The organism is Phocaeicola fibrisolvens, from assembly GCF_025567125.1.
Classification (GTDB): domain Bacteria; phylum Bacteroidota; class Bacteroidia; order Bacteroidales; family Bacteroidaceae; genus Phocaeicola; species Phocaeicola fibrisolvens.
The window spans coordinates 1-25,897 of the sequence record NZ_JAOQJI010000026.1; the positions used below are offsets into that span (position 1 = coordinate 1).

21 protein-coding genes and 2 tRNA genes are annotated in these 25,897 nt (G+C 46.5%); 9 read left to right on the forward strand and 14 right to left on the reverse strand.

Annotation, left to right across the window (positions count from 1 at the left end; genetic code table 11):
- Positions 1–189, forward strand: a 189-nt coding sequence (locus OCV81_RS11075; RefSeq protein WP_148330066.1) for a transposase, incomplete at its 5' end; no start/stop codon positions are given.
- 112 nt (positions 190–301) lie between these two features.
- Here OCV81_RS11075 and OCV81_RS11080 read toward each other — a convergent pair.
- The 6 genes from OCV81_RS11080 to OCV81_RS11105 all read right to left on the reverse strand — a co-directional run bounded on the left by OCV81_RS11080 (position 302) and on the right by OCV81_RS11105 (position 8,075).
- Positions 302–373: transfer RNA gene (locus OCV81_RS11080), tRNA-Glu, on the reverse strand.
- A 43-nt stretch (positions 374–416) separates the two neighbouring features.
- Positions 417–488, reverse strand: a tRNA-Glu gene (locus OCV81_RS11085).
- A 270-nt stretch (positions 489–758) separates the two neighbouring features.
- A complete protein-coding gene (locus OCV81_RS11090) occupies positions 759–2,756 on the reverse strand; it encodes a fructose-1,6-bisphosphatase (RefSeq protein ID WP_148330067.1) in 1,998 nt (665 codons plus the stop codon).
- 25 nt (positions 2,757–2,781) lie between these two features.
- Positions 2,782–4,443 (reverse strand): putative transporter, encoded by a 1,662-nt coding sequence (locus OCV81_RS11095; protein ID WP_148330068.1) that lies wholly within the window; start codon positions 4,441–4,443, stop codon positions 2,782–2,784.
- Between the two features lie 159 nt (positions 4,444–4,602).
- The gene (locus OCV81_RS11100) at positions 4,603–6,792 is read right to left on the reverse strand and encodes a glutamine synthetase III family protein (RefSeq protein ID WP_148330069.1); all 2,190 of its coding nucleotides are present in this window, start codon (positions 6,790–6,792) and stop codon (positions 4,603–4,605) included.
- A 53-nt stretch (positions 6,793–6,845) separates the two neighbouring features.
- Complete coding sequence (locus OCV81_RS11105; RefSeq protein ID WP_148330070.1) at positions 6,846–8,075, reverse strand: LL-diaminopimelate aminotransferase; 1,230 nt, start codon at positions 8,073–8,075, stop codon at positions 6,846–6,848.
- Positions 8,076–8,225: 150 nt separating this feature from the next.
- Here OCV81_RS11105 and OCV81_RS11110 point away from each other — a divergent pair, with 150 nt between their 5' ends.
- Together OCV81_RS11110 and OCV81_RS11115 are read left to right on the forward strand one after the other, a co-directional pair.
- Positions 8,226–9,113, forward strand: coding sequence for a YitT family protein (locus tag OCV81_RS11110; RefSeq protein ID WP_022352762.1), 888 nt, complete (start codon positions 8,226–8,228; stop codon positions 9,111–9,113).
- A gap of 23 nt (positions 9,114–9,136) precedes the next feature.
- Positions 9,137–9,724 carry a Crp/Fnr family transcriptional regulator gene (locus OCV81_RS11115; protein ID WP_022352763.1) on the forward strand — a complete coding sequence of 196 codons (588 nt, stop codon included), beginning with the start codon at positions 9,137–9,139 and terminating at the stop codon, positions 9,722–9,724.
- Between the two features lie 34 nt (positions 9,725–9,758).
- Here the strand turns inward: OCV81_RS11115 and OCV81_RS11120 are convergent, their stop codons facing one another.
- From OCV81_RS11120 to thiD, 5 genes are all read right to left on the reverse strand, one after another.
- Positions 9,759–11,006 (reverse strand): hypothetical protein, encoded by a 1,248-nt coding sequence (locus tag OCV81_RS11120; protein ID WP_148330071.1) that lies wholly within the window; start codon positions 11,004–11,006, stop codon positions 9,759–9,761.
- 4 nt (positions 11,007–11,010) lie between these two features.
- Positions 11,011–12,669 (reverse strand): AMP-binding protein, encoded by a 1,659-nt coding sequence (locus tag OCV81_RS11125; protein WP_148330072.1) that lies wholly within the window; start codon positions 12,667–12,669, stop codon positions 11,011–11,013.
- A 123-nt stretch (positions 12,670–12,792) separates the two neighbouring features.
- Positions 12,793–14,493, reverse strand: coding sequence for an alpha-amylase family glycosyl hydrolase (locus OCV81_RS11130; RefSeq protein ID WP_148330073.1), 1,701 nt, complete (start codon positions 14,491–14,493; stop codon positions 12,793–12,795).
- 124 nt (positions 14,494–14,617) lie between these two features.
- On the reverse strand, positions 14,618–15,505 hold the full coding sequence (gene fabD / locus OCV81_RS11135) for an ACP S-malonyltransferase (protein WP_148330074.1): 888 nt from the start codon (positions 15,503–15,505) through the stop codon (positions 14,618–14,620).
- 54 nt (positions 15,506–15,559) lie between these two features.
- Positions 15,560–16,393 carry a bifunctional hydroxymethylpyrimidine kinase/phosphomethylpyrimidine kinase gene (gene thiD, locus OCV81_RS11140; protein WP_148330075.1) on the reverse strand — a complete coding sequence of 278 codons (834 nt, stop codon included), beginning with the start codon at positions 16,391–16,393 and terminating at the stop codon, positions 15,560–15,562.
- Between the two features lie 83 nt (positions 16,394–16,476).
- On the opposite strand from thiD, the gene OCV81_RS11145 reads away from it, so the two are divergent.
- Positions 16,477–17,541, forward strand: coding sequence for a mannose-1-phosphate guanylyltransferase (locus OCV81_RS11145; protein ID WP_148330076.1), 1,065 nt, complete (start codon positions 16,477–16,479; stop codon positions 17,539–17,541).
- Between the two features lie 88 nt (positions 17,542–17,629).
- Here the strand turns inward: OCV81_RS11145 and tpx are convergent, their stop codons facing one another.
- The gene (gene tpx / locus OCV81_RS11150; protein WP_148330077.1) at positions 17,630–18,133 is read right to left on the reverse strand and encodes a thiol peroxidase; all 504 of its coding nucleotides are present in this window, start codon (positions 18,131–18,133) and stop codon (positions 17,630–17,632) included.
- Positions 18,134–18,260: 127 nt separating this feature from the next.
- Here tpx and OCV81_RS11155 point away from each other — a divergent pair, with 127 nt between their 5' ends.
- The gene (locus OCV81_RS11155; RefSeq protein ID WP_022352771.1) at positions 18,261–19,175 is read left to right on the forward strand and encodes a DUF368 domain-containing protein; all 915 of its coding nucleotides are present in this window, start codon (positions 18,261–18,263) and stop codon (positions 19,173–19,175) included.
- Positions 19,176–19,424: 249 nt separating this feature from the next.
- Here OCV81_RS11155 and OCV81_RS11160 read toward each other — a convergent pair whose 3' ends face one another.
- The gene (locus tag OCV81_RS11160; RefSeq protein WP_022352772.1) at positions 19,425–21,164 is read right to left on the reverse strand and encodes a glutamine--tRNA ligase/YqeY domain fusion protein; all 1,740 of its coding nucleotides are present in this window, start codon (positions 21,162–21,164) and stop codon (positions 19,425–19,427) included.
- A 539-nt stretch (positions 21,165–21,703) separates the two neighbouring features.
- On the opposite strand from OCV81_RS11160, the gene OCV81_RS11165 reads away from it, so the two are divergent.
- From OCV81_RS11165 to OCV81_RS11180, 4 genes are all read left to right on the forward strand, one after another.
- Positions 21,704–22,978, forward strand: coding sequence for a replication-associated recombination protein A (locus OCV81_RS11165; protein ID WP_148330078.1), 1,275 nt, complete (start codon positions 21,704–21,706; stop codon positions 22,976–22,978).
- Positions 22,979–23,005: 27 nt separating this feature from the next.
- Entirely contained in the window at positions 23,006–23,965 is a 960-nt protein-coding gene (locus tag OCV81_RS11170) for a D-2-hydroxyacid dehydrogenase (protein ID WP_148330079.1), read from the forward strand.
- A 14-nt stretch (positions 23,966–23,979) separates the two neighbouring features.
- Positions 23,980–24,447: a C-GCAxxG-C-C family protein gene (locus tag OCV81_RS11175; RefSeq protein ID WP_148330080.1), complete on the forward strand. Its 468-nt coding sequence runs from the start codon at positions 23,980–23,982 to the stop codon at positions 24,445–24,447.
- A 133-nt stretch (positions 24,448–24,580) separates the two neighbouring features.
- A complete protein-coding gene (locus OCV81_RS11180) occupies positions 24,581–24,784 on the forward strand; it encodes a winged helix-turn-helix domain-containing protein (protein WP_022053671.1) in 204 nt (67 codons plus the stop codon).
- A 66-nt stretch (positions 24,785–24,850) separates the two neighbouring features.
- Here the strand turns inward: OCV81_RS11180 and OCV81_RS11185 are convergent, their stop codons facing one another.
- On the reverse strand, positions 24,851–25,777 hold the full coding sequence (locus OCV81_RS11185) for a cation diffusion facilitator family transporter (RefSeq protein WP_148330081.1): 927 nt from the start codon (positions 25,775–25,777) through the stop codon (positions 24,851–24,853).
- Positions 25,778–25,897: the final 120 nt, after the last annotated feature.

The following is a 25,897-nucleotide window of genomic DNA, read 5'->3' on the forward strand; positions in this document are numbered from 1 at the left end:
CTTGCCTTTGGAAGAGTGGCAAGATCCATACAGACACATTATCTGGAAATCATCAACTTCTTTGAGAAGCGTTCCACAAACGCTGCATCTGAATCCTTCAATGCAAAAATAAAGAGCTTCCGTTCACAGTTCAGGGGAGTAAAGGACAAGGCTTTCTTTTTGTTCAGGCTGGCTAAAATTTATGCTTAATCAACGAATCCCTCAGATTTTTACGTTGAGCCTTTTTTTGTGCAACTACCTCTCTTGGTAAGGCTAAAACAAAAAAGCCGTTTCAAATTTCTTTGAAACAGCTTTCTGAGAGTAGCCCGTGGGGGAATCGAACCCCCCTTTCAAGAATGAAAATCTTGCGTCCTAACCGATAGACGAACGGGCCATCCTTTTGCACCGGATTTCCGTGTGTGTTATTTCTTTTTCAGTAGCCCGTGGGGGAATCGAACCCCCCTTTCAAGAATGAAAATCTTGCGTCCTAACCGATAGACGAACGGGCCATCCTGGCTTTGTGTTGAGGCGTTTCTCAATCACGGGTGCAAAGGTACGCATTATTTTTGAATTTGCAAGCGTTTTATGAAAAAAAGATGCATATTGGGTCAATTTTATGTATAACGGAAAACGTCTAAGCGTTTTGCTTCAAACGCCGAAACGTTTTCTACAAAACGCTTAGACGTTTTACATAAAACGCAAGGGCGTTTTATTGCAAACGTCCTTGCGTTTTTTAAGGGGTATCTTAACGACTGAAAAATCGATAGAGAATTTTCAAATTAAATACCTTTTTCCTTGATAATACCATTCTGATAAGCCACCAGCAATTTTTTCAGGTCTTCAATCTGGACCATCAGTTCTCGTCCCTTGTCGGTGTCTTTCACCATCATTCGTTTGCTGCTCAGCTCTACGATTTGGGTGGTCGACTTGATATCGAGTCCTTCTTCGATTGCTTTCTGGGTGGAAGTGAACGGTTCATGTTGTACGAGTTGGAAACCGCGGGAGTGATATACCAGTGTATAGCCTGCAATACCTGTTTCCGGCTGGTAAGCTTTGGAGAATCCTCCGTCGATGACCATCAGTTTTCCGTTGGCTTTGATGGGTTTTTCTCCCTTCACGGCTTTCACGGGTACATGTCCGTTGATGATGTGGCGGTGCTCGCCTTCCACTCCAAACTCATCCATAATCATGTCGCAGATATCTTCCCGGTCGCGTAGGGTATAATAGTATCCTTTCACCTCCTTGTGTGTCTCCTTGTCGGTCAGGAAGTATCGTTCAAAAGTAGCCATCTTGCTCTTGTCGAAAGCGGGAGAATCTTTTCCGCACCACAGATACCAGATGAAATCTTTGGCAAAAGCTTTCTCCGGATGGTCGTCTTCTGCGAAATAGGCCGTACGAATAAGTTGTCCTACCCGTTTCAGTAGGGCCTCACCTTTATATTTGTTACCCAGTATTTCTACTTCTTTCAAGGTTCCGTCGGCGTTCATCGGCATGGAAGCATGGAAAAGCAGGTTGGAATTGCAGACATTGTACATGCAGCCGTAACGGAAGATGCATTTCATGTGTTTGCGCAATTTCTCACTGCCCGTAAAGGAATTGTGCAGTTTCAGCACGATTTCCTGTTCTTCTTCCGTCAGCTGGTACGGGTTTTCCGGGTCGACGGTGGGGAACAGACAGTCGCGCATCTCATAATCTTTTCCATCAAGCTGGAATACTTTCCGTTTGAAGTCAATGTGATGCAGGAGCAGTCGGCTGTTCATGTCAAACTCCGGATGGCGGAGAATGGCGGCTGCTTCCAGCTTGAACTGTATGATGGTGATGGCCTTATGCATCTGTGCGATGAGCCGTAAGGTCTTGTCGTTGTAGGTGCTGCTTTCCGGCGCAATTTTGGGCGCAAAATACTGGCATGGGTCGTTGGCGTATGCCTCCATGGCAAAAGTGGCCAGCGGAAGCAGATTGATTCCGTATCCGTCTTCCAAGGCCGAGAGATTGCCGTAGCGCATGGCCAGACGGAGCACGTTGGCGATGCAGCAGTCGTTGCCGGAAGCGGCTCCCATCCACAGGATATCGTGATTACCCCACTGGATGTCAAAGTTATGATAGTCGCAAAGTGTGTCCATGATGATGTGCGGACCGGGACCGCGGTCGAAGATATCTCCCAAAATGTGCAGGGAATCGATAGTCAGCCGTTGGATAAGGTTGCACAAGGCAATGATGAAGTCATCGGCACGTCGTGTGTCAATGATGGTACGGATGATGACATTGATATAGGCCTGCTTGTTGGGGTCCATGGAGCTTTCGTGAAGCAATTCCTGAATAATGTAGGAAAATTCTTCAGGCAGTGCCTTGCGGACCTTTGAGCGGGTATATTTAGACGAAACGTTCTGGCAGACTTTGACAAGCTGGTTCAGGGTGATGACATACCAGTCTACCAAATCTTTTTCCACTTCCTTTACCAGTTGCAGCTTTTGTTCGGGATAATAAATCAGCGTACAAAGCTCTTTTTTCTCCATTTCGCGGAGGTTGTTGCCAAATATTTCGTTGACTTTTCGCTTGATGGCTCCAGAGGCGTTGCGGAGCACATGTTGAAAAGCTTCGTATTCCCCGTGTAGGTCGGCCAGAAAGTGTTCTGTACCTTTCGGCAGATTGAGGATAGCTTCCAGGTTGATGATTTCCGTACTGGCAGCTGCCAGGCTGGGAAAATCGTGGGAGAGGAGTTCCAGGTAACGGATGTCCTCTTGTATCATTTCGGGAGTGATTTGTTTGTACGTTTCCATGATATGGCTTGAGTTAAGATTTTGTTTATAAGAATAGCATCAGTACCAACTGGGCAATGATGACGCGGGTAAACATGCCGAGCGGATATACGGTGGCATAACTTACGGATGGTTCATCACCGGGTATGATGTCGTTGGCATAATTCAGTGCCATGGGGTTGGCCATGCTTCCGCACAGCATGCCGCAGGTATTTCCAAAGTCCATCTTGCACAGACGGAGGGCCACTATGGCCATGATGACAACCGGGATGAAGGTAATCAGGAAACCAATTCCGACCCACAAGGCTCCTTCCGGTCGCATGACGGTTTCAAAGAAATGGGCTCCGGCATCCAGTCCGAGGCAGGCCAGGTAGAGAGAAAGCCCGATACCTCTCAGCATGAGGTTGGCACTTCGGGTAGTATAAGTCACCAGGTGCAGACGAGGCCCGTATGCACCTATCAGAATACCCATGACGATGGGACCTCCTGCCAGTCCCAGTTTGACGGGAGAACTGATTCCTGGAATGGCGATGGGAATGGAACCGACCACCAGTCCCAGTACGATACCGATAAAAATGGAAGCCAGGTTAGGGTCTTTCAGTGTTTTGACGGTATTCCCCAATACTTTTTCTACGTTTTGGATGGCTGCAGCTTCACCTACTACGGTCAGTCGGTCGCCCAATTGCAATACCAGTCCGGGGGTAGCCAGCAGTTGTACACCGCTTCGGAGTACCCGGCTGATGTTGATTCCGTAAGTATTTCTCAGTCGGAGTGAGCCCAGCTTCTTTCCGTTGATTTCCGGGCGCGACACGATGATGTGCTTGGATATCAACTTGCTGTCGATGGCATTCCAATCGATGTCCTCCTTGTTCCAATCCCGTTTCTCCTGTTCGCCGAAAAGAATGGTCAGTGTCGGTGCATCTTTTTCGGTGGTGATTACTAGGATACGGTCGTTTTCCTTCAGTATCTTTTCGGAAGTAGGAATACTGACCATGCCTTCTCTCCAAAGACGGGAAATGACGAATTTGGGATAGCCGGCTTGAGCGATATCTTGTATGCTTTTATTGAAGATAGCAGGATTGTGTACCTGAAAAGTAGCGATGTAGGTGTGATTCGGGTCATCGTGTTCATGTTCCTGCATATCGGACGGGCGGACAAAGAATTTTTTAATGACCAGAATCGCGAAAATGACACCTACCACACCTAGCGGATAAGTTACTGCACAGCTGAGGGCTGCTCCACTGGTGGGTTCTCCCAACTGTTTCAGGGTCTGTTGAGCCGCTCCAAGTGCAGGGGTATTGGTGGTGGCACCACACAGGATACCAATCATGTCAGGTAATCCGATGGGGGTGGTCAGACTCAGTATTACGGCCATTATTGTACCTAGAAAAATAACTCCCAGCCCCAGCATGTTCAGACGGTATCCGCCCCGCTGGAAAGAACTGAAGAAGCCGGGACCCACCTGCAGCCCGAGTGCATACACAAAAAGTACCAGTCCGAAACTTTCTGCGTAACTCAGCATCTGTGGGTCGATGGAAAAACCGAGATGTCCGGCCAGAATGCCAGTAAAGAAAACAAATGTAACTCCGAGAGAAATTCCGCAAACATGAATTTTTCCCAGTCCTAACCCGATGGCTGTAATCAGGGAAAGTATGACGACCGCCTGTAGTGCGGATTGTTCCACAAATAAATTAATTAACCATTCCATGCTGCAAAGATATATACTTTGGCGAAAATAAATCTTCTGTGCCCGACAAAATGTTAGAAAAGTGCACCGATAACAAATCCCCGAAGGGTTTCCGGGCGGAATGTAGCCACAGAAAAGCCTTCGGGGATGATAAAATAATTGCGAGGTGGAACTTGTGGGTTACCGAACGAACAGCAGTTCGCGGTATTTCGGAAGTGTCCACATCTGGTCGTCGACAATCAGTTCCAGTTTGTCGATATGGTAACGGATCTGTTCCAACATCGGAGCTACCGTGTCATGATAAGCAATGGCTTTTTCACGTTCGCTGGCAATGCGGTTGGCAACCTTGCGGGCTTCTATCATTTCGTCTACATGTTTCTTGATGAATGAAGTATGTTCAGAAATTGCCTTGATGATGGCCAAATTTTCGGCTGACAATGCGTGAGCTTCGTCTTCCGGGAACAGTGATTTCATCTTGTAGGCATTGTCAATCAGTTTGGTCTGGTATTCAATGGCTACTGGAACGACGTGGTTCATCACCAAGTCGCCCAATACACGGGCTTCAATCTGGATTTTCTTGGTGTACATTTCCCATTTCACTTCATTGCGGGCCTCCAGTTCCTTGCGTGTCATGACACCGGTAAATTCGAACATACGGATACTTTCCGGTTTCAGGTAGTTGTCAAAGATAACCGGACAGCTGGTTTCGCAGTCCAGTCCGCGGCGGGCGGCTTCTTCCTTCCATTCTTCACTGTAGCCGTTTCCGTCGAAGCGGATTGGTTTGCATTCTTTGATGCATTTGCGTACAATCTGGATGATGGCTGAAATTTTGGGTTCTCCTCTTTCAATCAGTTCGTCGACTTCTTTCTTGAATTCAATAAGTTGTTCGGCTACAGCAGCATTCAACGCAATCATGGCACTGGCGCAGTTGGCTTCAGAACCTGGTGCACGGAATTCGAAACGGTTGCCGGTGAAGGCGAACGGAGAAGTACGGTTACGGTCGGTGTTATCAATCAGCAGTTCCGGAATCTGCGGAATATCGAGTTTCATTCCTTGTTTTCCCCCTAAAGAAACGAGGTCGTCGTTGGTACTTTCTTCCAGGTGGTCGAGTACCTTGCTGAGCTGTGTACCCAGGAAAGAAGAGATGATGGCAGGAGGTGCTTCGTTGGCTCCCAGACGGTGTGCGTTGGTAGCGCTCATGATAGAAGCCTTCAGCAGTCCGTTGTGACGGTATACAGCCATCAGTGTGTTGACCACAAATGTAATGAAGCGCAGATTTTCTTCAGAAGTTTTTCCCGGAGCCATCAGCAGGGTGCCGGTATCTGTACCGAGCGACCAGTTGTTGTGCTTACCGGAACCGTTGACACCTTTGAACGGCTTTTCATGCAGCAGTACACGGAATCCGTGGTTGCGTGCAATTTTTCGCATGAGCGACATGACCAGCATGTTGTGGTCGACAGCCAGGTTGCATTCTTCATAAATGGGGGCTAGCTCAAACTGGTTCGGAGCTACCTCGTTGTGACGTGTCTTGACTGGAATACCCAATTCGAGCGACTGGATTTCAAGTTCTTTCATGAAAGCGGCCACACGGGTAGGGATAGCACCGAAATAGTGGTCTTCCAACTGCTGGTTCTTTGAAGCCTCGTGCCCCATCAGCGTACGTCCTGTCAGCAGCAGGTCCGGACGGGCGGCATACAAACCTTCGTCTACCAGGAAATATTCCTGTTCCCAGCCCAGGTAGGAGACAATTTTTTTGACAGATGGATCGAAGTAATGCATGACGTCCAAGGCAGCTTTGTTGACTGCGCGGAGAGCTTTCAGCAGCGGAGCTTTGTAGTCGAGTGATTCTCCGGTGTAGGCGATGAACACTGTGGGAATACACAAGGTGTCGTCTACCACAAATACGGGTGAAGAAGGATCCCATGCACTGTAACCGCGGGCTTCGAATGTGTTACGGATACCTCCGTTCGGGAATGAAGAACCATCTGATTCCTGCTGTACCAGCAGTTTGCCGGAGAATTCTTCCAGCATGCCGCCTTTTCCGTCGTGTTCCACGAAAGCATCGTGCTTTTCAGCCGTTCCTTCTGTCAAAGGCTGGAACCAGTGAGTGTAGTGAGTAACTCCCAGTTCAATGGCCCATTTTTTCATTCCGTCGGCTACGGCATTGGCGATGCTACGGTCGAGAGAAGCACCGTTGTCAATTACGTCAATCAGTTTGGCATAGACATTGCTCGGCAGATACTTGAACATTTTTTCCCGGTTGAACACGTATTTCGCAAAATACTCACTCGGACGTTCAGCGGGTGAAGGTACGTCTACCGGTTTTTTGTGGAATGCCTTTTCCACTACTCTGAATCTTAATTTTGACATACTACCTTATTTCTTATTTTAAGTTGTTTGGTTTTTATTTGATGTATGGATGTTTATAAACACTGGCAAATTCTCCGGATGCCTTCTTCACATTGGTGACGGTCTCCGAAAGAAGTGAGGCGTACATATCCTTCACCGCTAGGACCGAATCCAACTCCCGGAGTACTTACTACGTGGGCTTCGTAAAGCAATTTGTCGAAGAATTTCCATGCTGTCTGGTTCCCCGGTGCTTTTACCCATAAGTAAGGGGCATTGTCTCCTCCAAAGAACTGGATTCCAGTTTTCGACAGCATTTTTTTCATGATTTTGGCGTTGTCCATGTAATAGCTTACCATTTTTTTCACTTGTTCCTTCCCTTCCGGCGTATAGATGGCTTCGGCTCCCCGTTGGGTGATATAGGAAACTCCATTGAATTTGGTGGACTGGCGTCTGAGCCACAGTTTGTTTAATTGTATCCGTTCGCCTTCCAGTGTGGCGGCCGTCACTTCTTTGGGTATGACCATGTATCCGCAACGCACTCCGGTGAATCCTGCGGTTTTTGAAAAACTCCGGAATTCGATGGCTACCTTTTTGGCTCCTTTTATTTCATATATGGAGTGGGGAATATCCGGGTCTTGTATATATGCTTCGTATGCCGCGTCAAAAATAATAAGGGCATCGTTTTCAATGGCATAATTCACCCATTTTTTGAGCTCGCTTTTCGTAAGGACGGCTCCGGTGGGATTGTTGGGGTAACATAAATAAATGATGTCTATGCGTTGTTTGGGAATTTCGGGTACAAATTTGTTTTCTATCCGGCAAGGCATGTATACGACATTGCTCCATTTGCCGTCTTTTTCCAGTACGCCGGCTCTTCCGCAGGAAACGTTCGAGTCAATATAAGCCGGATAAATGGGATCGGTTACTCCAATGCTGTTGTCATGTCGCAGGATGTCGCCGATGTTTCCTGTGTCCGACTTTGAACCGTCGCTGATGAATATTTCATTGGCGTCGAAGTTGATACCGTGGGCGGCATAATCATGTTTTAGGATAGCCTCGATTAAAAAATCGTAGCCTTGTTCGGGACCATATCCCCTGAACGTTTCCGGATTGCCTAGTTCTCCGGCAGCTTTTTGCATTGCTTCTACACATGCTTTGGGGATAGGAAGGGTCACATCGCCGATTCCCAGATGAATGATGCGGGCCTGGGGATGTGTCACTTTAAAAGAATTTACTCTTTTTACAATATCGGTAAACAAGTAGTTTTCCGGTAATTTGAGCAGGTGTTCGTTGACTAATGCCATTTATTATTCTATTTGCCGGCAAAAGTACGAAAATCATGTCATTTTTAAAAGTATGTGCTCTCTTATTTTCGTATTTTTGGACTTGATATAAGTCAATTATTTGGATTTTTTTCTTACTTTTGCAGTTGAATTTTAAAGATTATCCATAAAATGAATCCAGCTTTGCCTGCTACTAAAAAGCAGAAATTATTGAGAGAGACCAAGGATTATTTAATGATTGCTTTGGGAATGATTATGTATGGTATCGGATGGACCGTGTTTTTGTTGCCAAGTGACATTCCTTCGGGAGCGGTACCCGGAATTGCATCCATTGTGTATTGGGGAACGGGTTTTCCGGTGCAGTATACCTATTTGATTATAAATTTTCTGTTGCTTTTGCTTGCCCTCAAGATTTTGGGACTTAGGTTTTGTTTGAAAACTATTTTTGCGGTTTTCACATTGACTTTCATATTAAGTGTCATCCAAAAGTTTGTATCAGGGCCGTTGATTCATGACCAACCTTTCATGTCGTGTGTACTGGGAGCTTCTTTTTGTGGAGCGGGTATTGGAGTCGCATTCTCGGCCAATGGAAGTACAGGAGGAACGGATATTATTGCGGCTATTGTCAACAAATATCGTGATATTACTTTAGGAAGAGTCATCTTGATTTGTGATATAATCATTATATCTTCCAGTTATTTGGTGTTGCATAATTGGGAAAAAGTGGTGTATGGTTATGTAGTGCTGTTTATTTCCAGTTTTGTGCTTGACCAAGTAGTGAACAGTGCTCGTCAGTCGGTGCAGTTTTTCATCATTTCCAGTAAATACGAAGAAATTGGAGCGCGCATCAACAAGGATCTGCACCGTGGAGTGACATTTATAGATGGAGTGGGTTGTTATACTCATAATGGCGTGAAGATGATGTTTGTTTTGGCTAAAAAGAGTGAGTCGAGCGTAATTTTCCGGTTGATTAAAGATATTGACCCGAAAGCCTTTGTGTCACAAAGTGCGGTGATTGGTGTGTTTGGTGAAGGGTTCGATCGTATTAAGGTTAAATAAATTCTAACGTTAAATTGAATAATATGACAACAAATATAGAGGCTGCCAAGATGATGGTTTCCGGGATGAATTGTCTTCTCAACCGGGAGCAGATTCATGGGTTGGCAGAGATACTGACTTGCAAGAAATATAAAAAAGGGGAGCGGATATTGGATGAAGGTGATGTGTGTCGTTCTATGCTCTATATTGAAAAAGGATTGACGCGTCAGTTTTATTTCAAATATGATAAAGACCTGACAGAACATATTGCTTATGAAGGCGGAGTGGTAATCTGTTTGGAAAGTTATTTGAAGGAAGAACCTACCCGGTTGATGATTGAAACGTTGGAACCGACGGTATTGTGGGAAATCCCTAAAAGCAAAATGGAGCAACTTTCACTGGAAGATGCGGCAATAGGGGCATGGTACCGTAGAATATTCGAACTGTCGTTGATTGAGTCGCAGGTGAAAGCCGATACATTGCGTTTTGAGCCTGCCCACGAACGTTATACCAAACTGCTTCAGCTGCATCCTGAGATTTTGAAGCGTACGCCGCTGGTTTATATTGCTTCTTTGTTGCAGATGACGCCGGAGACACTGAGTAGAGTACGTTCGGCTAGTCTGAACAGTTGACGTCAAAATTGAAAAAAGAATGGAATGGTCTGTGTCAGAACAGAACCATTCCAGCTTCTATTACCATTTTCTTGTCGAAGGCCTGATTTCCTTTGTAGGTACGTGTCCATCCGTATCCGCCGGAAACAAAAAGGCCGAATTTCTTTGTAAGGCTGTATTCCAGGCTGATGCGGGGTTCCAATGCATACAGGCGGGCCGGAAATCCTTGATTCTTGTTGTCTAATGACTCAATGTGATAGTATCCGATATCGGCACTGAGGTCCAGTTTCTTCGTGAGGCTGTGGTATACGCCAGCACGATAAAATCCACTGACAGAGAATGGATGGTTTGTTCCCAAATAATAGGCTCCTGCACCGATTTGTGTATAAGTAAACCGGTTTTTGAAGCGGATTGAAACACTGCCTTTATTGGCATTACCTCCTGAAACAATCATTTGCACACGTGTGTCAGGCTTCAGGTTGATGCATCCTATCTGGTGTGCCGTACTGTCTGTACTTACATTGATGATTCCTATTTGATAGCCTCTCGAATTGCTTTTGGTGTTGACATTCCCGATTCCTAACTGAACACCTTTGTTCTCTACGCTATAGTTGAGCAACGCGCTTTGTACACCTCTATTTTCCACACTGACATTTCCTAAAGCCGCAATCTGCCATCCTTGATTGGATTTTCCGGTGACATTGAGCAAGGAAGTCAATTGTACCCCTCTGGAAGAATTTCCGGAAACGTTCATGAGGCCTCCGATAATCAGTCCGGCTTGTATGTCTTTGTTGACGTTCGCCAGTCCGGCGATGGCCATGCCTCTGAGATCTTCACTGACATTCACCAGCCCGGCGATACCCATTCCTTTAATATCTCCTCCGGAAATATTGCCCAGTCCGGCAACTGACAAACCGTATGTGGAAGTTCCTGTTACATTGGTCAGTCCGGAAAGAATAAAGCCACACGCTCTTTTTCCTGTTACATTGGCAATGCCCGAAATCTGGACACCGGTAGCTTTCAGTCCAGACACGTTGGTCAGTCCGGATAATTGGAGTCCGTAGGAATTGTAATGTTGTAAACTTGATATGACATTGATTCCCAACCCATTCAGACAGGGCGAATTGGTGAATAATCCAACGTTCAGGTACGTTCTTTGAGGAAATTTCTTTTTGTTGGTAATATTCAGTGACACATTCGGTCCTTTTTTCAGTACGCTTTTCTGTTCTGTTTGCTGAGCAAAGAGATGTGTTCCTGCGAGGAGACTTCCCCACAGGAACACCGATATAACTTTAAATCTCATAGTGTTATTTGACATCTTGATAAAGGAAACGTTTAATGCTCTTCTTCGGCGTTTTCTCAAATTCTTCCGGGTAGATTTTGACACGGGCAATCTGAGAGTAGGCAGGAAGTTCTGCATTTACGGCCACTCGGTTTTCTTCCATAATTCTTTCGATATCTTCCTTTGTCAGTCCTTGTTTGAATGCTTCATCGAAGTCTGGATAAATCAGTGCCGCCAGTTTATTGTCACTCTGTTGGATAACGATGTTTTCACATACATAAGGCAGATTGCTCAGCTTTTCCTCAATCTCTTCCGGGTAAATATTTTGTCCGGAAGGGCCAAGTAGCATATTTTTGCTTCTTCCTTTGATTGTGACATTTCCATCCTTGTCCATGATTCCTAAATCTCCGGTATGCAGCCAGCCGTCCGCATCAATGGCTTGGGCGGTCGATTCTGGATTCTTGTAGTATCCCAGCATGACATTTTCGCCTCGGGTGAGAATCTCTCCGACAATGCGTTGCGGATCTGGACTGTCAATTTTAACTTCCATGCGGGGGGCAGCTTTTCCGCAAGACCCCGGTTTGTAGCGCTTCCAGTCTTCGTAACAGATAATCGGCCCACACTCTGTCATTCCATAACCTACTGTGTAGGGGAAATCCAAGCTCCTCAACAGGCGTTCCACATCTTGATTGAATGCCGCTCCTCCAATAATGACTTCATAGAAGTTTCCTCCAAATGCTTGTACCATGTGTTCGCGTACAGCTTCTTTGATTTTATCATTAATAAGTGGAACTCTCAATAGAATTTTCATCTTCAGTGTTTCCAGCTTAGGAAGTACATTCTTCTTAATGATTTTTTCAATAATAAGTGGAACCGAAATCACAATATGAGGTTTGACTTCCGTGAATGCCTGGAAGATAATTTTGGGGCTTGGCATACGGGTTAGGAAATATACATGACAGCCTGCACAAACTTCATAGATAAACTCGAAAGCCAGTCCGTACATGTGTGCCATCGGAAGGATGGAGATTACTTTGTTGCCGGGCTGCATGTGCAGTACCTCGAAGGCAAATTGCGTGTTGGACCACAGGCTGCGGTAAGGAATCATGACACCTTTTGAGAAACTCGTCGTTCCCGATGTATAGTTGATTAAGGCCAGTTCTTCCGGCGTGTCTCTCCGATAGCTGACATGTTCTTTCCGGAAATTACGCGGGAATTTTTTTCCGAACATCTCATTCAGGTGCTCGCGGGCATATTCCAGTTGTTTGCTGCGGCAGACCAGTAAGGTGAAATCGGTCATCAAGATGATTCCTTCCAGATTGGGCATTTCGCTTTCGTTCAACGACTCCCATACCACATCGCCCACAAAAAGCAGGCGGGCATCGGAATGGTTCACGATATTGTGAATGTTGTCTGCCTTGAACTCATGCAGAATGGGAACAGCCACGGCTCCGTAGGTCAGAATGGCCAGAAAAGCGACTCCCCAGTGCGAACTGTTACGTCCGCACAAGGCCACTTTGTCGCCTGGCTTGATACCGCTTTCTTCCAGCAGGATATGTAGTTTTTCTATTTTTCGTGCTACGTCCTTGTATTGCAAGGTGGCGCCTTTGTAGTCTGTCAGGGCGTCAAGGTCCCAGTTTTTCTTGATGCTGTCTTCGATGAAGGCCAGAAAACTTTTTTCCATATAATCGTATTTATTGTTTGCACAAAGTTGGCTCATTTGTGCAAAGATACCGTTTTGTTTCAAGTTACCAAACAAAATAAAATAAAACTATGCTGTTTGGTATGCTTTTCGTAAGGAAAAGGATTATTTTACCTTGAATTTCAGAATCTTTCCTCCGTAGGCTGGAAGTTCCGTGCAGACCGGACTGTCCGGAGAGAAGCAGATGGTTTCCTGTTTCCCTGAGAGCAGGTCCTTGCATTTGCATTTCGGGGAGGGAGTCATTTTCAGGTAATCGAATGCATGCGTAGGGATGTTGACCCCAATCTGTGCGGGAGCATCTCCGAAGTTTACCATAACCAGTAATACTTCATTGGCAAATTTCCGTAGGAAGGCATACTGCTTGTGTTCGTTCATTTGCCATCCGTTCAGATTGACATACATCAAATCGAAAAAGTCACCGTCACTGATGGCCGGTTCATTCTGGCAGATGTGCAGCACGGTTTCATAGAAATGCCGCAATTCCTTTTCTCTTTCATTCAGCAGATGTGTGTTCCAGCGTCCGTGGTTGTTCCAGCGGAAAATGCTGTCCACGCACCAATAGTCGAAAATAGTTGTCCTTCCGTCGCGTCCGCTGAATCCTTCACTGTCCATGCCTTTTTCGCCCAGTTCCTGACCGAAATAGACCATGACCGGATTTTTCCGCAGACAAGCCGAAACGATGAAGGCCGGGATAGCCTTGAATGGGTCTTCGGCAAAGAAGCCGGAGGCGATGCGTTGTTCGTCGTGGTTCTCCAGGAAGTTCAGCATGTGGTCCTGGATGTCGTCCACGCTCTGCCAGCAATGCGTAATGCCGGTGGCTGAGGCATAGTCGCAGGTGATGTTTCTCAGCGTGTCATAAAGGCCCACTTTGTCGTACAAGTAATCAAAGTGTCCATTGTGGATATAGTTCCGGTATTCGTTCGGATTATATACTTCGGCAATAAAGATAATATTCGGGTAAGCAGCTTTGATGCGCGGGATGACCCATCCCCAGAATTCGCAGGGCACCATCTCTGCCATATCACAGCGGAAACCGTCGATTCCTTTTTCGGCCCAGTAGCTCAGTATCTGCTCCATTTTATACCAGGTGTCGGGAATCGGGTCGAAGTGTCCTCCCGTATGGTTGATGTAATCCACTCCATAGTTCAGTTTGACCGTTTCGTACCAGTCGTTCCGGTTAGGCCACGGGTCAAAGCGGTCGTTGCCGGTAGCCTTTGCCGGCATCTCTTCGTAGGTCCCCATTGCAGGGTTGTAGAAATCAATTTCCCCTTCCAGTTTCTGTCCGGGAATGTAGTAGAAATTGTTTTGCGGGTTGAAAGCCTGTGTGCAGTCGTCGTTTTCTCCCAAATCTTTGACTCCCTGTGGCTTGGCGATGGAATGATACTGGCGTGCCACGTGGTTGGGTACGAAATCGATAATCATTTTCAGTCCACATTCATGGGTACGTTTCACCAGCTCCTCGAATTCTTCCATGCGTTTGTCCACATGTTCAGCCAGATCGGGGTCGACATCGTAGTAATCCCGGATAGCGTAGGGAGAACCGGCTTTTCCTTTCACGATGGAAGGATGGTTTTTAGGTATGCCGTAGGCTGTGTAGTCTGTTTGTGAGGCATGGGCCAGCAGGCCTGTATACCAGATGTGAGTGGCTCCCAGCTTTTTGATTTCATGCAAGGCTTGTTTGGTGAAGTCGTTCATTTTTCCACATCCGTTTGTCTCGATGTCTCCGTCCGGCTGGCAAGTTTTGTTTTGGTTGCCGAACAGTCTTGTAAATACTTGGTAAATAATGATTTTCTTTGTCGTCTCCATAGTGAATCTTTATTTCGTATATTGATAAAAATAAAAAGCACGAATTATACGCTTTAGCACGGATGTATGGAAAGGATCCGCCTGTTTCGTATAATTCGTGCCTTGTGTCAGACTTTGAGTCTGCTTATGCTATTCCGTGTGCGTTGACTTCTTTGTTGATTTTCTTGATCAGTCCCTGCAGTACGGCGCCCGGACCACATTCTGTAAAGTCGTCCGCTCCGTCGGCAATCATGTGTTGTACGGTCTGTGTCCAGCGTACAGAAGCCGTGAGCTGTGCTACCAGATTCTTCTTGATTTCAGCCGGGTCTGTATGAGGAAGAGCGTCTACATTCTGGTAAATCGGACATTTCGGGGTGTGGAACTCCGTGGCGTTGATGGCTGCTTCCAGTTCCACCTTGGCAGGGTCCATGAGTGGAGAGTGGAAAGCACCGCCCACTTTCAACGGAAGCGCACGCTTGGCACCGGCGGCTTTCATCAGTTCGCAAGCCTTGTTGATACCTTCGATGCTTCCTGAAATGACAATCTGTCCCGGGCAGTTGTAGTTGGCTGCCACGCAGACTTCTCCTTCAGCAGCAACCGAAGCGCAGATTTCTTCTACCTTTTCATCCGGCAAAGCAATGATGGCCGCCATGGTAGAAGGCTGGGCTTCGCAGGCTTTCTGCATGGCCATGGCACGTGCGTACACCAGTTTCAGTCCGTCTTCGAATGACAAGGCTCCGGCTGCGACCAAGGCAGAGAATTCACCCAAGGAGTGTCCGGCGGTCATTTCCGGCTGGAAAGCATCTCCCATGCACAAGGCAGAGATGACAGAGTGAAGGAATACGGCGGGCTGAGTTACCTTTGTCTGACGCAAATCTTCGTCGGTACCTTCGAACATGATGTCGGTGATGCGGTAACCCAAAATATCATTGGCTTTCTCAAATAATTCTTTGGCAAGTGGAGACGTTTCGTACAGGTCTTTTCCCATACATACGAACTGGGCTCCTTGTCCGGGAAATACAAATGCTTTCATATTTTCTTCGTTGTTTAAGTTATTGCCTGCAAAGGTAATGATTATTTTGACATATTACTCATTTTTGTCGAAAATGTGCATAGGCACAGGCGAATAGAAGTGGTTCAACGGGCCATGTCCGTGTCCGATGCAGACGTCTTTTCCGGATTCGATGCCTAAATAGACATATTGTTTGGCTTTTTCTACGGCACTGGCAACAGGCTCACCCAGAGCCAGATACGTGGCGATGGCCGAGGACAGTGTACAGCCCGTGCCGTGGGTGTTACGGCTTTCTACCTTCGGGGCCGTGAACAGATGGGGGGCGTCATCATCGGCTGTCTGAAGTACATCGCACATTTGTCCGCCGTCCAGGTGTCCTCCCTTGATAAGTACGCCTTTACAGCCCAGTTCCAGCATCTTTTTAGCCTGGCGTTGCATGTCTTCGACGGTATTGATTTTTTGTCCGGCCAGTATTTCGGCCTCACTCAGGTTCGGCGTGATGAGGGTGGCCAAAGGGATTAACCGGGTCGTGATGGCTTCTATGGCTTCATCTTCCATCAGCTTGCATCCACTGGTGGATACCATGACAGGGTCGAAGACCACAAACCGTGGACGGTATTTCTGGAGTGATCCTGCGATGACCTCTACGATTTCCGTATCATTAATCATCCCAATTTTGATGGCTTGCGGGTGGATGTCCTCCATGACAGCCTCTATTTGTCCTTTCACATAGGCAGGAGGAACAGGATGAATGCCTGTCACTCCGCAAGTGTTTTGTACAGTGATGGCGGTAATGGCACTGGCCGCGTAGGCTCCCAGTGCAGAAATGGCTTTGATGTCGGCTTGGATGCCCGCTCCACCGCTACAGTCGGAACCGGCGATGGTCAATATACAGGGGTAAGTTCTCATTTTCAGTAGATAATTTTTTACAAAGATAGGAAATATTCAAAATTAATCATTTAACTTTGCGTAGTTACCAAGAAAAGTTTGTTATGAATCCAACGAATAATCATGTGGTCATTATGGCCGGAGGCATAGGCAGTCGCTTTTGGCCGATGAGCAGTCCGGAAATGCCCAAGCAGTTCATTGACGTGCTGGGTTGCGGACGTACGCTCATTCAATTGACAGTCGACCGTTTTAAAGCTGTATGCCTGCCGGAGAATATTTGGATCGTGACTTCAGCCAAGTATGCGGATATTGTAAAGGAACAGCTTCCCAAAGTGGCTGAAGATCATATTTTGCTTGAACCGTGCCGCCGTAATACGGCCCCTTGCATTGCGTATGTAAGCTGGAAAATCAAGGCCCGTAATCCAAAGGCCAATATCGTGGTGACTCCCAGCGATCATATTGTAATGAATGTGCGTGAGTTTGCCCGTGTGGTGACTTCCGCCATGAAGTTTACTGCTGATTCGGACGCTATCGTGACCTTGGGAATGAAGGCCAACCGTCCGGAAACAGGTTATGGATACATTGAGGCTGACTTGTCGATGGCCTGTCCTTCAAATAAGGAAATATATCGTGTTGACGCTTTCCGTGAGAAACCAGACCTTGCTACGGCTGAACGTTACTTGCAGCGGAGCAATTATTTCTGGAATGCGGGGATTTTTGTATGGAATGTAAATACAATTGTCAATGCCATACGGGTTTATCAGCCGGTAATGGCCAAGATATTCGAACGTTTGCTTCCTTATTTTTATACGGATAAAGAACAGGAGATGGTAAACGAACTGTTCCCGTCGTGCGAAAACATTTCAGTAGACTACGCTATTATGGAAAAGGCGGATGAGATTTATGTCTTCCCGGCCTCTTTCGGCTGGAGTGATTTAGGCACGTGGGGTTCGCTTCATGAAAATTCCAAGCGTGATGCACACAACAATGTATGCATCGGTCCTGATATAAAGATGTATGAATCACGTAACTGCGTAGTGCATGCCACTCAGGAGAAGAAAGTCGTCATACAAGGGTTGGACGGATATATTGTAGCTGAAAAGAACAATACATTGCTGGTATGCCGTCTGACGGAAGAGCAGCGTATCAAGGAATTCTCTACAGAATAAGGAAGGTTATATATAGCAGAAAAGGGACAACCCGCATGTGTCGGTGGTTGTCCCTTTTTCTTTATTAATATGGGTTATGGATGGGTCGTTACTTGAGAGCCGCCAGTGCAGCTTCGTAATCGGGTTCTTCTACAATTTCCGGTACCAGCTGCGTGTAGATGACTTTTCCTTCCGGGTTTATGATAACTACGGCGCGAGCCAGCAGTCCACACAAAGGACCGTCTGTCATCAGTACGCCATAATCTTTTCCGAAAGTAGAAGTGTAACGGTAGTCTGACAGCGGGATGACGCGTTCGATACCTTCAGCCGTGCAGAAACGTCCTTGTGCAAACGGCAGGTCTTTGGAAATAGCCAGCACCAGTGTGTTTTCCATACCGGCAGCCAGCTGGTTGAACGTGCGGACAGAAGCGGCACATACGCCGGTATCCATACTTGGGAAAATGTTCAGCACCACGAATTTACCTTTGGCATCTGCCAGGGTAAATGAGCTGAGATCACCTCTTACCAATGAAAAATCGGGAGCCTGTGCTCCTTTTTGTATAAACTCTCCGGCCAGTGTGACGGGAGCTCCTTGAAATAAAGTTGTAGCCATAATGAATCTATTTTTGAATAATCGTCATAAATATAACAATAAAAACCATAAAATGTTTTGGAGAATGATAGCGCAGAGACTTTTTTTTATTTACTTTGCATCCGCTAACTATTTATAGATAAAATTGATGGAACGAAAACTGAAAGACTATGCGGTTCTTGTTTTAAAAGGAATGGGGATGGGAGCCGCCGACGTAGTGCCCGGAGTGTCGGGAGGAACCATTGCCTTTATCGTAGGCATTTATGACGAACTGATCAATTCAATTAAAAGTATCAACTTGGAAAGCCTGAAACTTTTCTTTACGGGAAAATGGGGGGCGTTTTGGAAGAAAATCAATGGAAACTTCTTGTTTTTCTTGCTGGCAGGCATTGGCATCAGTGTCTTTTCGTTGGCTAAGCTCATAACCTGGCTGTTGGTTGACCATCCGGTATTGGTGTGGTCGTTCTTTTTCGGGCTGGTACTGGCTTCCACTTGGTTCGTTTCAAAGGATATTAAGGAATGGAAGAGCTGGAAAACGTGGGTAGCTTTTGTCATTGGTGTAGTGATAGCGTTTTATATTACGGTGGCTACTCCTGCTGAGACGCCGTCGAATTTGCTTTTTATTTTTCTGTGCGGAGCCATTGCCATTTGTGCCATGATTCTCCCGGGTATTTCCGGTAGTTTTATTTTGGTTCTGTTGGGAAAATACTTTTTCATCATGGATGCCGTCAAGACGTTGGATGTGGTGGTGATAGCTGTATTTGGAGCGGGTGCCTGCATCGGAATCACTTCTTTCTCACGGATTTTGTCGTATGCGTTGGCACATTTCCGTAACATCACCCTTGCTGTACTGACTGGTTTTATGCTGGGTTCTTTGAATAAGGTATGGCCCTGGAAAGAAGTGGTGGAAACTTTCGTGGATAGCCACGGGGAAGTGAAACCATTGGTGGAACATAATATTCTTCCCAATGCCTATGTAGCTGAGGCCGTTGTGCTAATGGTTGTAGGATTCTTTCTTGTGTATTTTTTGGAAAAATTGTCTGCCAAGACGCCGGTGCGTTAAGGCTTTTATAAAGTGGTGAGAAGGTCGTTGAACTCTCTTTTCTAAGGGAGTACAGCGACCTTTTCTTGTAGGATAGAAAGATTGATAAAACGTCGAAGTGTTTTGTCTGAAACGTCGAAGCGTTTAAAGTAAAACGCCTTTGCGTTTTAGTCCAAACACAAAGGCGTTTTCGTCAACCGTCAAAAAGCGGTGTAATTCTTTCTTAGAATTTCTTAAAACAAGCGTTTTTCAGCTTTTGCAAAGGCGGATTTATTTATTGATTTTACTCCATGTATCTTTTAATGATACGGTACGGTTGAACACCAAGTGTTCCGGAGTAGAATCTTTATCTACGTTGAAGTAACCGATACGCTGGAACTGCAGGTAGTCGAGCGGTTTGGCATCGGCCAGGAATTTCTCGACGTAACATTCGTGCAGTACCTTCAATGAATCCGGATTGATCATTTCCTGCATTGCTTCCAGTGCGGAGCATCCTTTGGCTTCGCGGATGGCAGCCATTTCGTCGCGTGGATTTTCTACCTTCCACAAGCGGTCGTACAAACGTACTTCTGCTTTCAGGCAGTGGTTGCAGCTTACCCAGTGGAGGGTTCCTTTCACCTTGCGGTTGGCTTCCGGCATTCCGCTCTTTGTGTTCGGGTCGTATTCTGCATAGACTTCCACCACGTTTCCGTTTTCGTCTTTCTTGCAGCCCGTACATTTCACGATGTAGGCATTTTTCAGGCGGACTTCCTGTCCTGGAGTCATACGGAAGTATTTTTTCGGTGCATTTTCCATGAAGTCGTCGCGTTCCATCCAGAGTTCACGGCTGAATTCAATGGTATGTGTGCCGGCGCTCAGGTCTTCCGGATTGTTGATGGCTTCCATTTCTTCCACTTTTCCTTCCGGATAGTTGGTCAGAATCAGTTTCACTGGATTCAGCACGGCAGACACACGGGTGGAACGTACGTTCAGGTCTTCACGTACGGCACTTTCCAGCAGGGCGAAATCGTTCAACGCGTCGTAAGTGGTATAACCGATTTTGTCGATGAACTTGCGGATGGATTCCGGAGAATAACCACGGCGACGGAATGCACAGATGGTCGGCATTCGGGGGTCATCCCATCCGTCTACCAGTCCTTCTTTCACCAGCGTCAGCAGGTTACGCTTGCTCATCAGCGTATAGCTCAGGTTCAGTTTGTTGAACTCATACTGGTGTGGGCGGTTGTCGTTCAGGTCTTTGCCCTCTTTTACCCAGTCGACGAACAAGTCGTACAGCGGGCGGTGTACCACGAATTCCAGTGTACACAGTGAGTGGGTTACGCCTTCAAAATAGTCGCTCTGTCCGTGTGCGAAGTCGTACATCGGATAAGCCTTCCATTTGTCACCCGTACGGTGGTGTGGCGTTTTTACCACACGGTAGATAATCGGATCGCGGAAGTGCATGTTCGGGTTGGCCATGTCAATCTTGGCACGCAACACCATCTTGCCCTCTTCAATTTCTCCGGCATTCATTTTCTGGAACAGTTCCAGGCTTTCTTCAATCGGACGGTTGCGGTAAGGACTTTCCGTTCCAGGTTGGGTAGGAGTACCTTTCTGGGCGGCGATTTCTTCTGAAGTCTGCTCATCCACGTATGCTTTTCCTTCCTTAATCAGACGGATGGCGAAGTCCCAAAGTTGCTGGAAATAATCAGATGCATAATATTCGTGTCCCCACTGGAATCCAAGCCACTGGATGTCTTCCTTGATGGCTTCTACATATTCCACATCTTCCTTGGTGGGGTTGGTGTCATCAAAACGCAGGTTGCATACGCCGCCGTAGCGCTGGGCAATTCCGAAGTCCAGGCAGATGGCCTTTGCATGTCCGATGTGCAGGTATCCGTTGGGCTCAGGCGGGAAACGGGTCTGTATTCTTCCGCCGTTTTTACCTTCCTGTAAGTCTTTCTCTACAATTTGCTCAATGAAATTCAGACTCTTCTTTTCTGAATTTTCAGTCGTATTTATCTCTGTCATACGGAAACTTTTTATTTTTTCTTTTATGGTTGCAAAAATAGTAAAAATAATCGCCGTGTGAATAAATGCGGAAAATATTTCTGCAAATGGATGCGTTTTACTTAATTTTGCTTATCTTTGTAAGAGCACACGGATGTATGTTGTTAATAATGGCAAATGAAAGAAAATGAAAAAAAACGCAGAATGTGTTTTATGACATGTTTTTTTATTTGGTTACCTGAAAAAAACGCCGCATCTTTGTGCCGTTATCCTGAAAACAATCTTTTTACCTTAAGAAAAAAAACTAATACCTATTGAAAACTTAAAAAGGCCCTTTGTGAAAAGCGCCTTTTTTTTTGTCCTTACATTTCTGTTTCATTTTTGTTTCTTCATTTCTTTTTAGGTTCTCGAATGGGGGTATTGTACCGTTTTGTCATAAACTTTGGCTATCTTTACAAAGATTTAGGATACGCCATAGCCAAAGTCAAGAAAACTGTATTTTCTGTTTGGCTCTGCGCTTGGCTTTCACTATCTTTGAACGATATTTAAATTGATAGTGTATGTCACAACCATTGGCTGAAAGAATGCGTCCGAAGACGCTGGATGAATATATAGGTCAGAAACACTTGGTGGGAGAAGGGGCTGTGTTGCGTAGAATGATTGAATCGGGACGGATCTCCTCATTTATCCTGTGGGGACCTCCGGGAGTAGGGAAAACCACTTTGGCTCAGATTATAGCCAACCGGCTGGAGGTACCTTTTTATACATTGAGTGCAGTTACTTCGGGAGTGAAGGAAGTGCGCGAAGTCATTGAAAAGGCCAAGGCGAACTGGTTTTTCTCTCAGCAGAGTCCTATTCTGTTTATCGATGAGATTCACCGGTTCAGCAAATCACAGCAGGATTCACTGCTGGGAGCTGTAGAGACAGGTACGGTGACCCTGATAGGAGCTACTACCGAAAATCCCTCGTTCGAAGTCATCCGGCCGTTATTGTCTCGCTGTCAGCTTTATGTATTAAAACCACTGGAAAAGGAGGATTTGCTGGAACTGATACACCATGCTTTGGAAAAAGACGCGGTGCTGAAAGAGCGGAAGGTGGAGCTGAAGGAGACGGATGCCATGCTTCGTTATTCGGGAGGCGATGCCCGCAAGTTGTTGAACATTTTGGAGCTGGTCATCGAGTCGGAAGCTGAGGATCCCGTAGTTATTACGGATGAGAAAGTGGTGGCAAATCTGCAACAGAATCCGCTGGCGTATGATAAGGAGGGAGAAATGCATTATGACATTATCTCTGCTTTCATCAAGTCGATCCGGGGGAGCGATCCCGACGGAGCCTTGTACTGGCTGGCCCGGATGGTGGAAGGAGGGGAAGACCCGGCTTTCATAGCCCGGCGTCTGGTGATTTCGGCTGCGGAAGATATCGGTCTGGCCAATCCCAACGCGTTGCTGCTGGCCAATGCGGCTTTTGAGGCGGTGATGAAAATCGGCTGGCCTGAGGGACGGATTCCTTTGGCAGAGGCAACGGTGTATCTGGCAACCAGTCCGAAAAGTAATTCGGCATACGAGGGAATCAATTCGGCTTTGCAACTGGTGCGCGATACAGGCAATCTGCCGGTTCCGCTTCATTTGCGTAATGCTCCGACGAAGCTGATGAAACAGCTGGGTTACGGAAAAGACTATAAGTATGCGCATGCGTATAAGGGAAATTTCGTGAAGCAGGACTTTCTGCCGGAAGAAATCCGTACACAGCGTTTATGGCATGCGCAGGAGAATCCTTCAGAGCAGAAAATGAAGGATCGGATGGTCGGACTGTGGGGAGAACGTTTTAAAGAATAACATATAATAATCTAAGGAGGATAAAAGATGAAGATTGTCGTATTAGATGGATATACATTGAACCCGGGCGATTTGTCTTGGGATGCTTTGAAAGAGTGGGGAGAACTCACCGTGTACGAACGGACGGCTCCCAAAGAGGTGTTGAAGCGTGCTGCCGGTGCGGAAGTGCTGTTTACCAATAAAGTGGTATTGGATGCGGATACGATTGAAAAGTTGCCGGATTTGAAATACATCGGCGTGCTGGCTACTGGATATAATATTGTTGACATAGAAGCGGCATCCCGCCGGGGAGTGGTCGTGACGAACATTCCGGCGTATAGTACGAAGTCGGTGGCTCAGATGGCATTTGCCCATATCTTGAACATTGTACAGCGGACAGGACATTATGCCGAGGAAGTGAGGAATGGAAGGTGGAGTGGTCAGGCGGACTTTTGTTTCTGGGATACACCGCTGCATGAACTCGACGGAAAGAAGATGGGAATCATCGGTTTCGGCAATACTGGTCGGGCCACAGCTCGCATTGCCGTCAGTTTCGGACTGGATGTGTATGCCTATACCAGCAAATCGGCCATGGAACTTCCTCCCGAAGTGCATAAATGTCCTTCATTGGACGAACTGTTCCGGAAATGTGACATTGTAAGCCTGCATTGTCCGTTGGCAGAAGATACCCGTGAACTGGTAGATGCCCGTAAGCTGAGTTTGATGAAGCCGACTGCCATTCTGATTAATACAGGCCGTGGCGGACTGGTCAACGAGCAGGATTTGGCAGATGCCTTGAACGGGGGGAAGATTGCAGCTGCCGGTTTGGATGTGCTTTCTTCTGAACCACCTCGTGCCGATAATCCGTTGCTGAAGGCACGTAATTGTTACATAACTCCTCATCAGGCTTGGGCCACCAGCGAGGCGCGTGTCCGGTTGATGAATCTCGCTGTAAACAACCTGAAGGCTTTCGTGGAAGGTTGTCCGGTAAATGTGGTATCAAGATAAACAGGGAGTGACGTATGACAAAGGAAGAACGTATAGAAAAGGCGGTCGGCCTGTTTAAGGAAGGATATAATTGTTCACAATCGGTGGTAGGAGCATACGCCGATTTGTATGGGTTTACGTTTGAACAGGCGATGCATATTTCAGCTTCGTTTGGTGGAGGCATTGGAAGGATGCGTGAAACTTGTGGAGCGGCTTGTGGTATGTTTCTGTTGGCCGGGTTGGAACGGTGTGCCAAGGATGGAGCCGACCGTGAAGGGAAGGCAGCCAATTACAAGCTGGTACAGGAACTGGCCGGAAAGTTCAAGGAGGAGTGCGGGTCGCTTCGTTGCGCCGATTTGTTGGGACTGTCTAAAAAAGAACCTATTGTTTCTACGCCGGAAGCCCGTACTCCTCAGTATTATGCCAAGCGACCATGTGCTCGAATGGTGGAAACTGCAGCGAAAATTTGGGGAGATTTCTTGGAAAATGAAGGAAAATTGTAATAAGATACGCTTTTCTCAATTTTAAAATGAAAGTTTCCAGTTTTTCTGTATGCATTTATCTTGTTTTTTGTTAATTTTGCCACAGTTTGATGCGCGTCAATTTTAGATGTATAATTATAAAAGCAAAAAGACTATGTTAAAAGAAAAAGCAGGTGTCATTGCCGGACAAATCTGGGAGGCACTGAATGAAACAGAAGGCAAAACTCAGAAGCAGCTTAAAAAAGAAGCCAAATTGAAAGCAGACAAGGACTTGTTCTTGGGATTGGGTTGGTTGCTGAGAGAGGATAAAATTGAAACAAGTGAAGTGGATGGGGAATTGTTTGTAAAATTGAAATAATTCTTTAAGAAAATAGAAAAGTGCGCTGGCTGGGATGGAAGTCCGGGTGAGCGCACTTTTTTTGTTTTAGTGGGAAGCTTGTTTATAGCATCCTTCGGCGGTTTCCTCACAAGGTGTATCCGATGTTTCGAACTCGATGGTAGAATGCGAAATACCATGTGCGGAAAGCAGCTGTTTCAGTTGATGTTTGGTGTTCTCCATGTCCGAAAGTTTGGGGATTACGATATGGAGAGTAGCTGCATTTTCAGTGGTGCTGACAGCCCATATATGCAAGTGATGCCAGCTTTCCACTCCGGGAACCCGGTTGATTTCTGTTTCCAGTTTTTCCAATTGAATCTGTTCGGGGACAGCATCCAAACACAAATACAGACTTTCTCTGAGCAGTTTCCAGGTAGACAACAGAATAATGATGGCGATAGCCATTCCGATAAAGGCATCAATGACGTAGCATTGTGTAAAACTGATGAGAATTCCGGAAAGGACTACTCCCACCGAAACCAGGGTATCCATTGCCATGTGCAGAAACGCTCCCTTTATGTTCAGGTCGTTTTTCTGGCCTTTCATCAGGAGGAGAGCTGTGGCCCCGTTGACCAGGATGCCTATGCCGGCTGTCCAGGAAATCGCCTCACCAGAGATGGGGGCCGTACTTCTAAGTTTGTAGATACTTTCAATCAGAATGCCTCCTACGGAGATGAGCAGGATAACAGCATTGACCAGTGAAACCAGGACAGTACTTTTTTTATATCCATAAGTGAAGTGTCGGTTCCCTTTTCGGGCAGCCATTCGGATGGCAAAGAGTGAAAGCAGGAGACTGAATACGTCGCTCAGGTTATGTCCGGCGTCAGAGAGCAGTCCCAGTGAATGATAGATAAATCCGATACCCGCTTCTACAATGACAAACAGCAGGTTCAGCAGGATACAGACAATGAAGGTGGTGCTCACGGATTGTATGACGTGATGATGTGCGTGGGCATGTGAATGAATGTGTGACATAAGTATTTGTTTTTGTTTCTGCCGCGAAGTTAAGTGCTTTTGTGGCATCTTGTACCAGGGAGGTGACAATAACAACCTGGTTGCAGCAGAAGTCGGATGTGGAAAGAAGATGAGGCGATT

What these genes read in the sequence shown, in the direction of transcription:
- OCV81_RS11090 (WP_148330067.1), bottom strand. Translation starts at nt 2,756, where the DNA reads ATGGAAACGTACAAACAAATCACTCCCGAAATGATACAAGAGGACATC.
- OCV81_RS11095 (WP_148330068.1), bottom strand. Translation starts at nt 4,443, where the DNA reads ATGGAATGGTTAATTAATTTATTTGTGGAACAATCCGCACTACAGGCG.
- OCV81_RS11100 (WP_148330069.1), bottom strand. Translation starts at nt 6,792, where the DNA reads ATGTCAAAATTAAGATTCAGAGTAGTGGAAAAGGCATTCCACAAAAAA.
- OCV81_RS11105 (WP_148330070.1), bottom strand. Translation starts at nt 8,075, where the DNA reads ATGGCATTAGTCAACGAACACCTGCTCAAATTACCGGAAAACTACTTG.
- OCV81_RS11110 (WP_022352762.1), top strand. Translation starts at nt 8,226, where the DNA reads ATGAATCCAGCTTTGCCTGCTACTAAAAAGCAGAAATTATTGAGAGAG.
- OCV81_RS11115 (WP_022352763.1), top strand. Translation starts at nt 9,137, where the DNA reads ATGACAACAAATATAGAGGCTGCCAAGATGATGGTTTCCGGGATGAAT.
- OCV81_RS11120 (WP_148330071.1), bottom strand. Translation starts at nt 11,006, where the DNA reads ATGAGATTTAAAGTTATATCGGTGTTCCTGTGGGGAAGTCTCCTCGCA.
- OCV81_RS11125 (WP_148330072.1), bottom strand. Translation starts at nt 12,669, where the DNA reads ATGGAAAAAAGTTTTCTGGCCTTCATCGAAGACAGCATCAAGAAAAAC.
- OCV81_RS11130 (WP_148330073.1), bottom strand. Translation starts at nt 14,493, where the DNA reads ATGGAGACGACAAAGAAAATCATTATTTACCAAGTATTTACAAGACTG.
- fabD (WP_148330074.1), bottom strand. Translation starts at nt 15,505, where the DNA reads ATGAAAGCATTTGTATTTCCCGGACAAGGAGCCCAGTTCGTATGTATG.
- thiD (WP_148330075.1), bottom strand. Translation starts at nt 16,393, where the DNA reads ATGAGAACTTACCCCTGTATATTGACCATCGCCGGTTCCGACTGTAGC.
- OCV81_RS11145 (WP_148330076.1), top strand. Translation starts at nt 16,477, where the DNA reads ATGAATCCAACGAATAATCATGTGGTCATTATGGCCGGAGGCATAGGC.
- tpx (WP_148330077.1), bottom strand. Translation starts at nt 18,133, where the DNA reads ATGGCTACAACTTTATTTCAAGGAGCTCCCGTCACACTGGCCGGAGAG.
- OCV81_RS11155 (WP_022352771.1), top strand. Translation starts at nt 18,261, where the DNA reads ATGGAACGAAAACTGAAAGACTATGCGGTTCTTGTTTTAAAAGGAATG.
- OCV81_RS11160 (WP_022352772.1), bottom strand. Translation starts at nt 21,164, where the DNA reads ATGACAGAGATAAATACGACTGAAAATTCAGAAAAGAAGAGTCTGAAT.
- OCV81_RS11165 (WP_148330078.1), top strand. Translation starts at nt 21,704, where the DNA reads ATGTCACAACCATTGGCTGAAAGAATGCGTCCGAAGACGCTGGATGAA.
- OCV81_RS11170 (WP_148330079.1), top strand. Translation starts at nt 23,006, where the DNA reads ATGAAGATTGTCGTATTAGATGGATATACATTGAACCCGGGCGATTTG.
- OCV81_RS11175 (WP_148330080.1), top strand. Translation starts at nt 23,980, where the DNA reads ATGACAAAGGAAGAACGTATAGAAAAGGCGGTCGGCCTGTTTAAGGAA.
- OCV81_RS11180 (WP_022053671.1), top strand. Translation starts at nt 24,581, where the DNA reads ATGTTAAAAGAAAAAGCAGGTGTCATTGCCGGACAAATCTGGGAGGCA.
- OCV81_RS11185 (WP_148330081.1), bottom strand. Translation starts at nt 25,777, where the DNA reads ATGTCACACATTCATTCACATGCCCACGCACATCATCACGTCATACAA.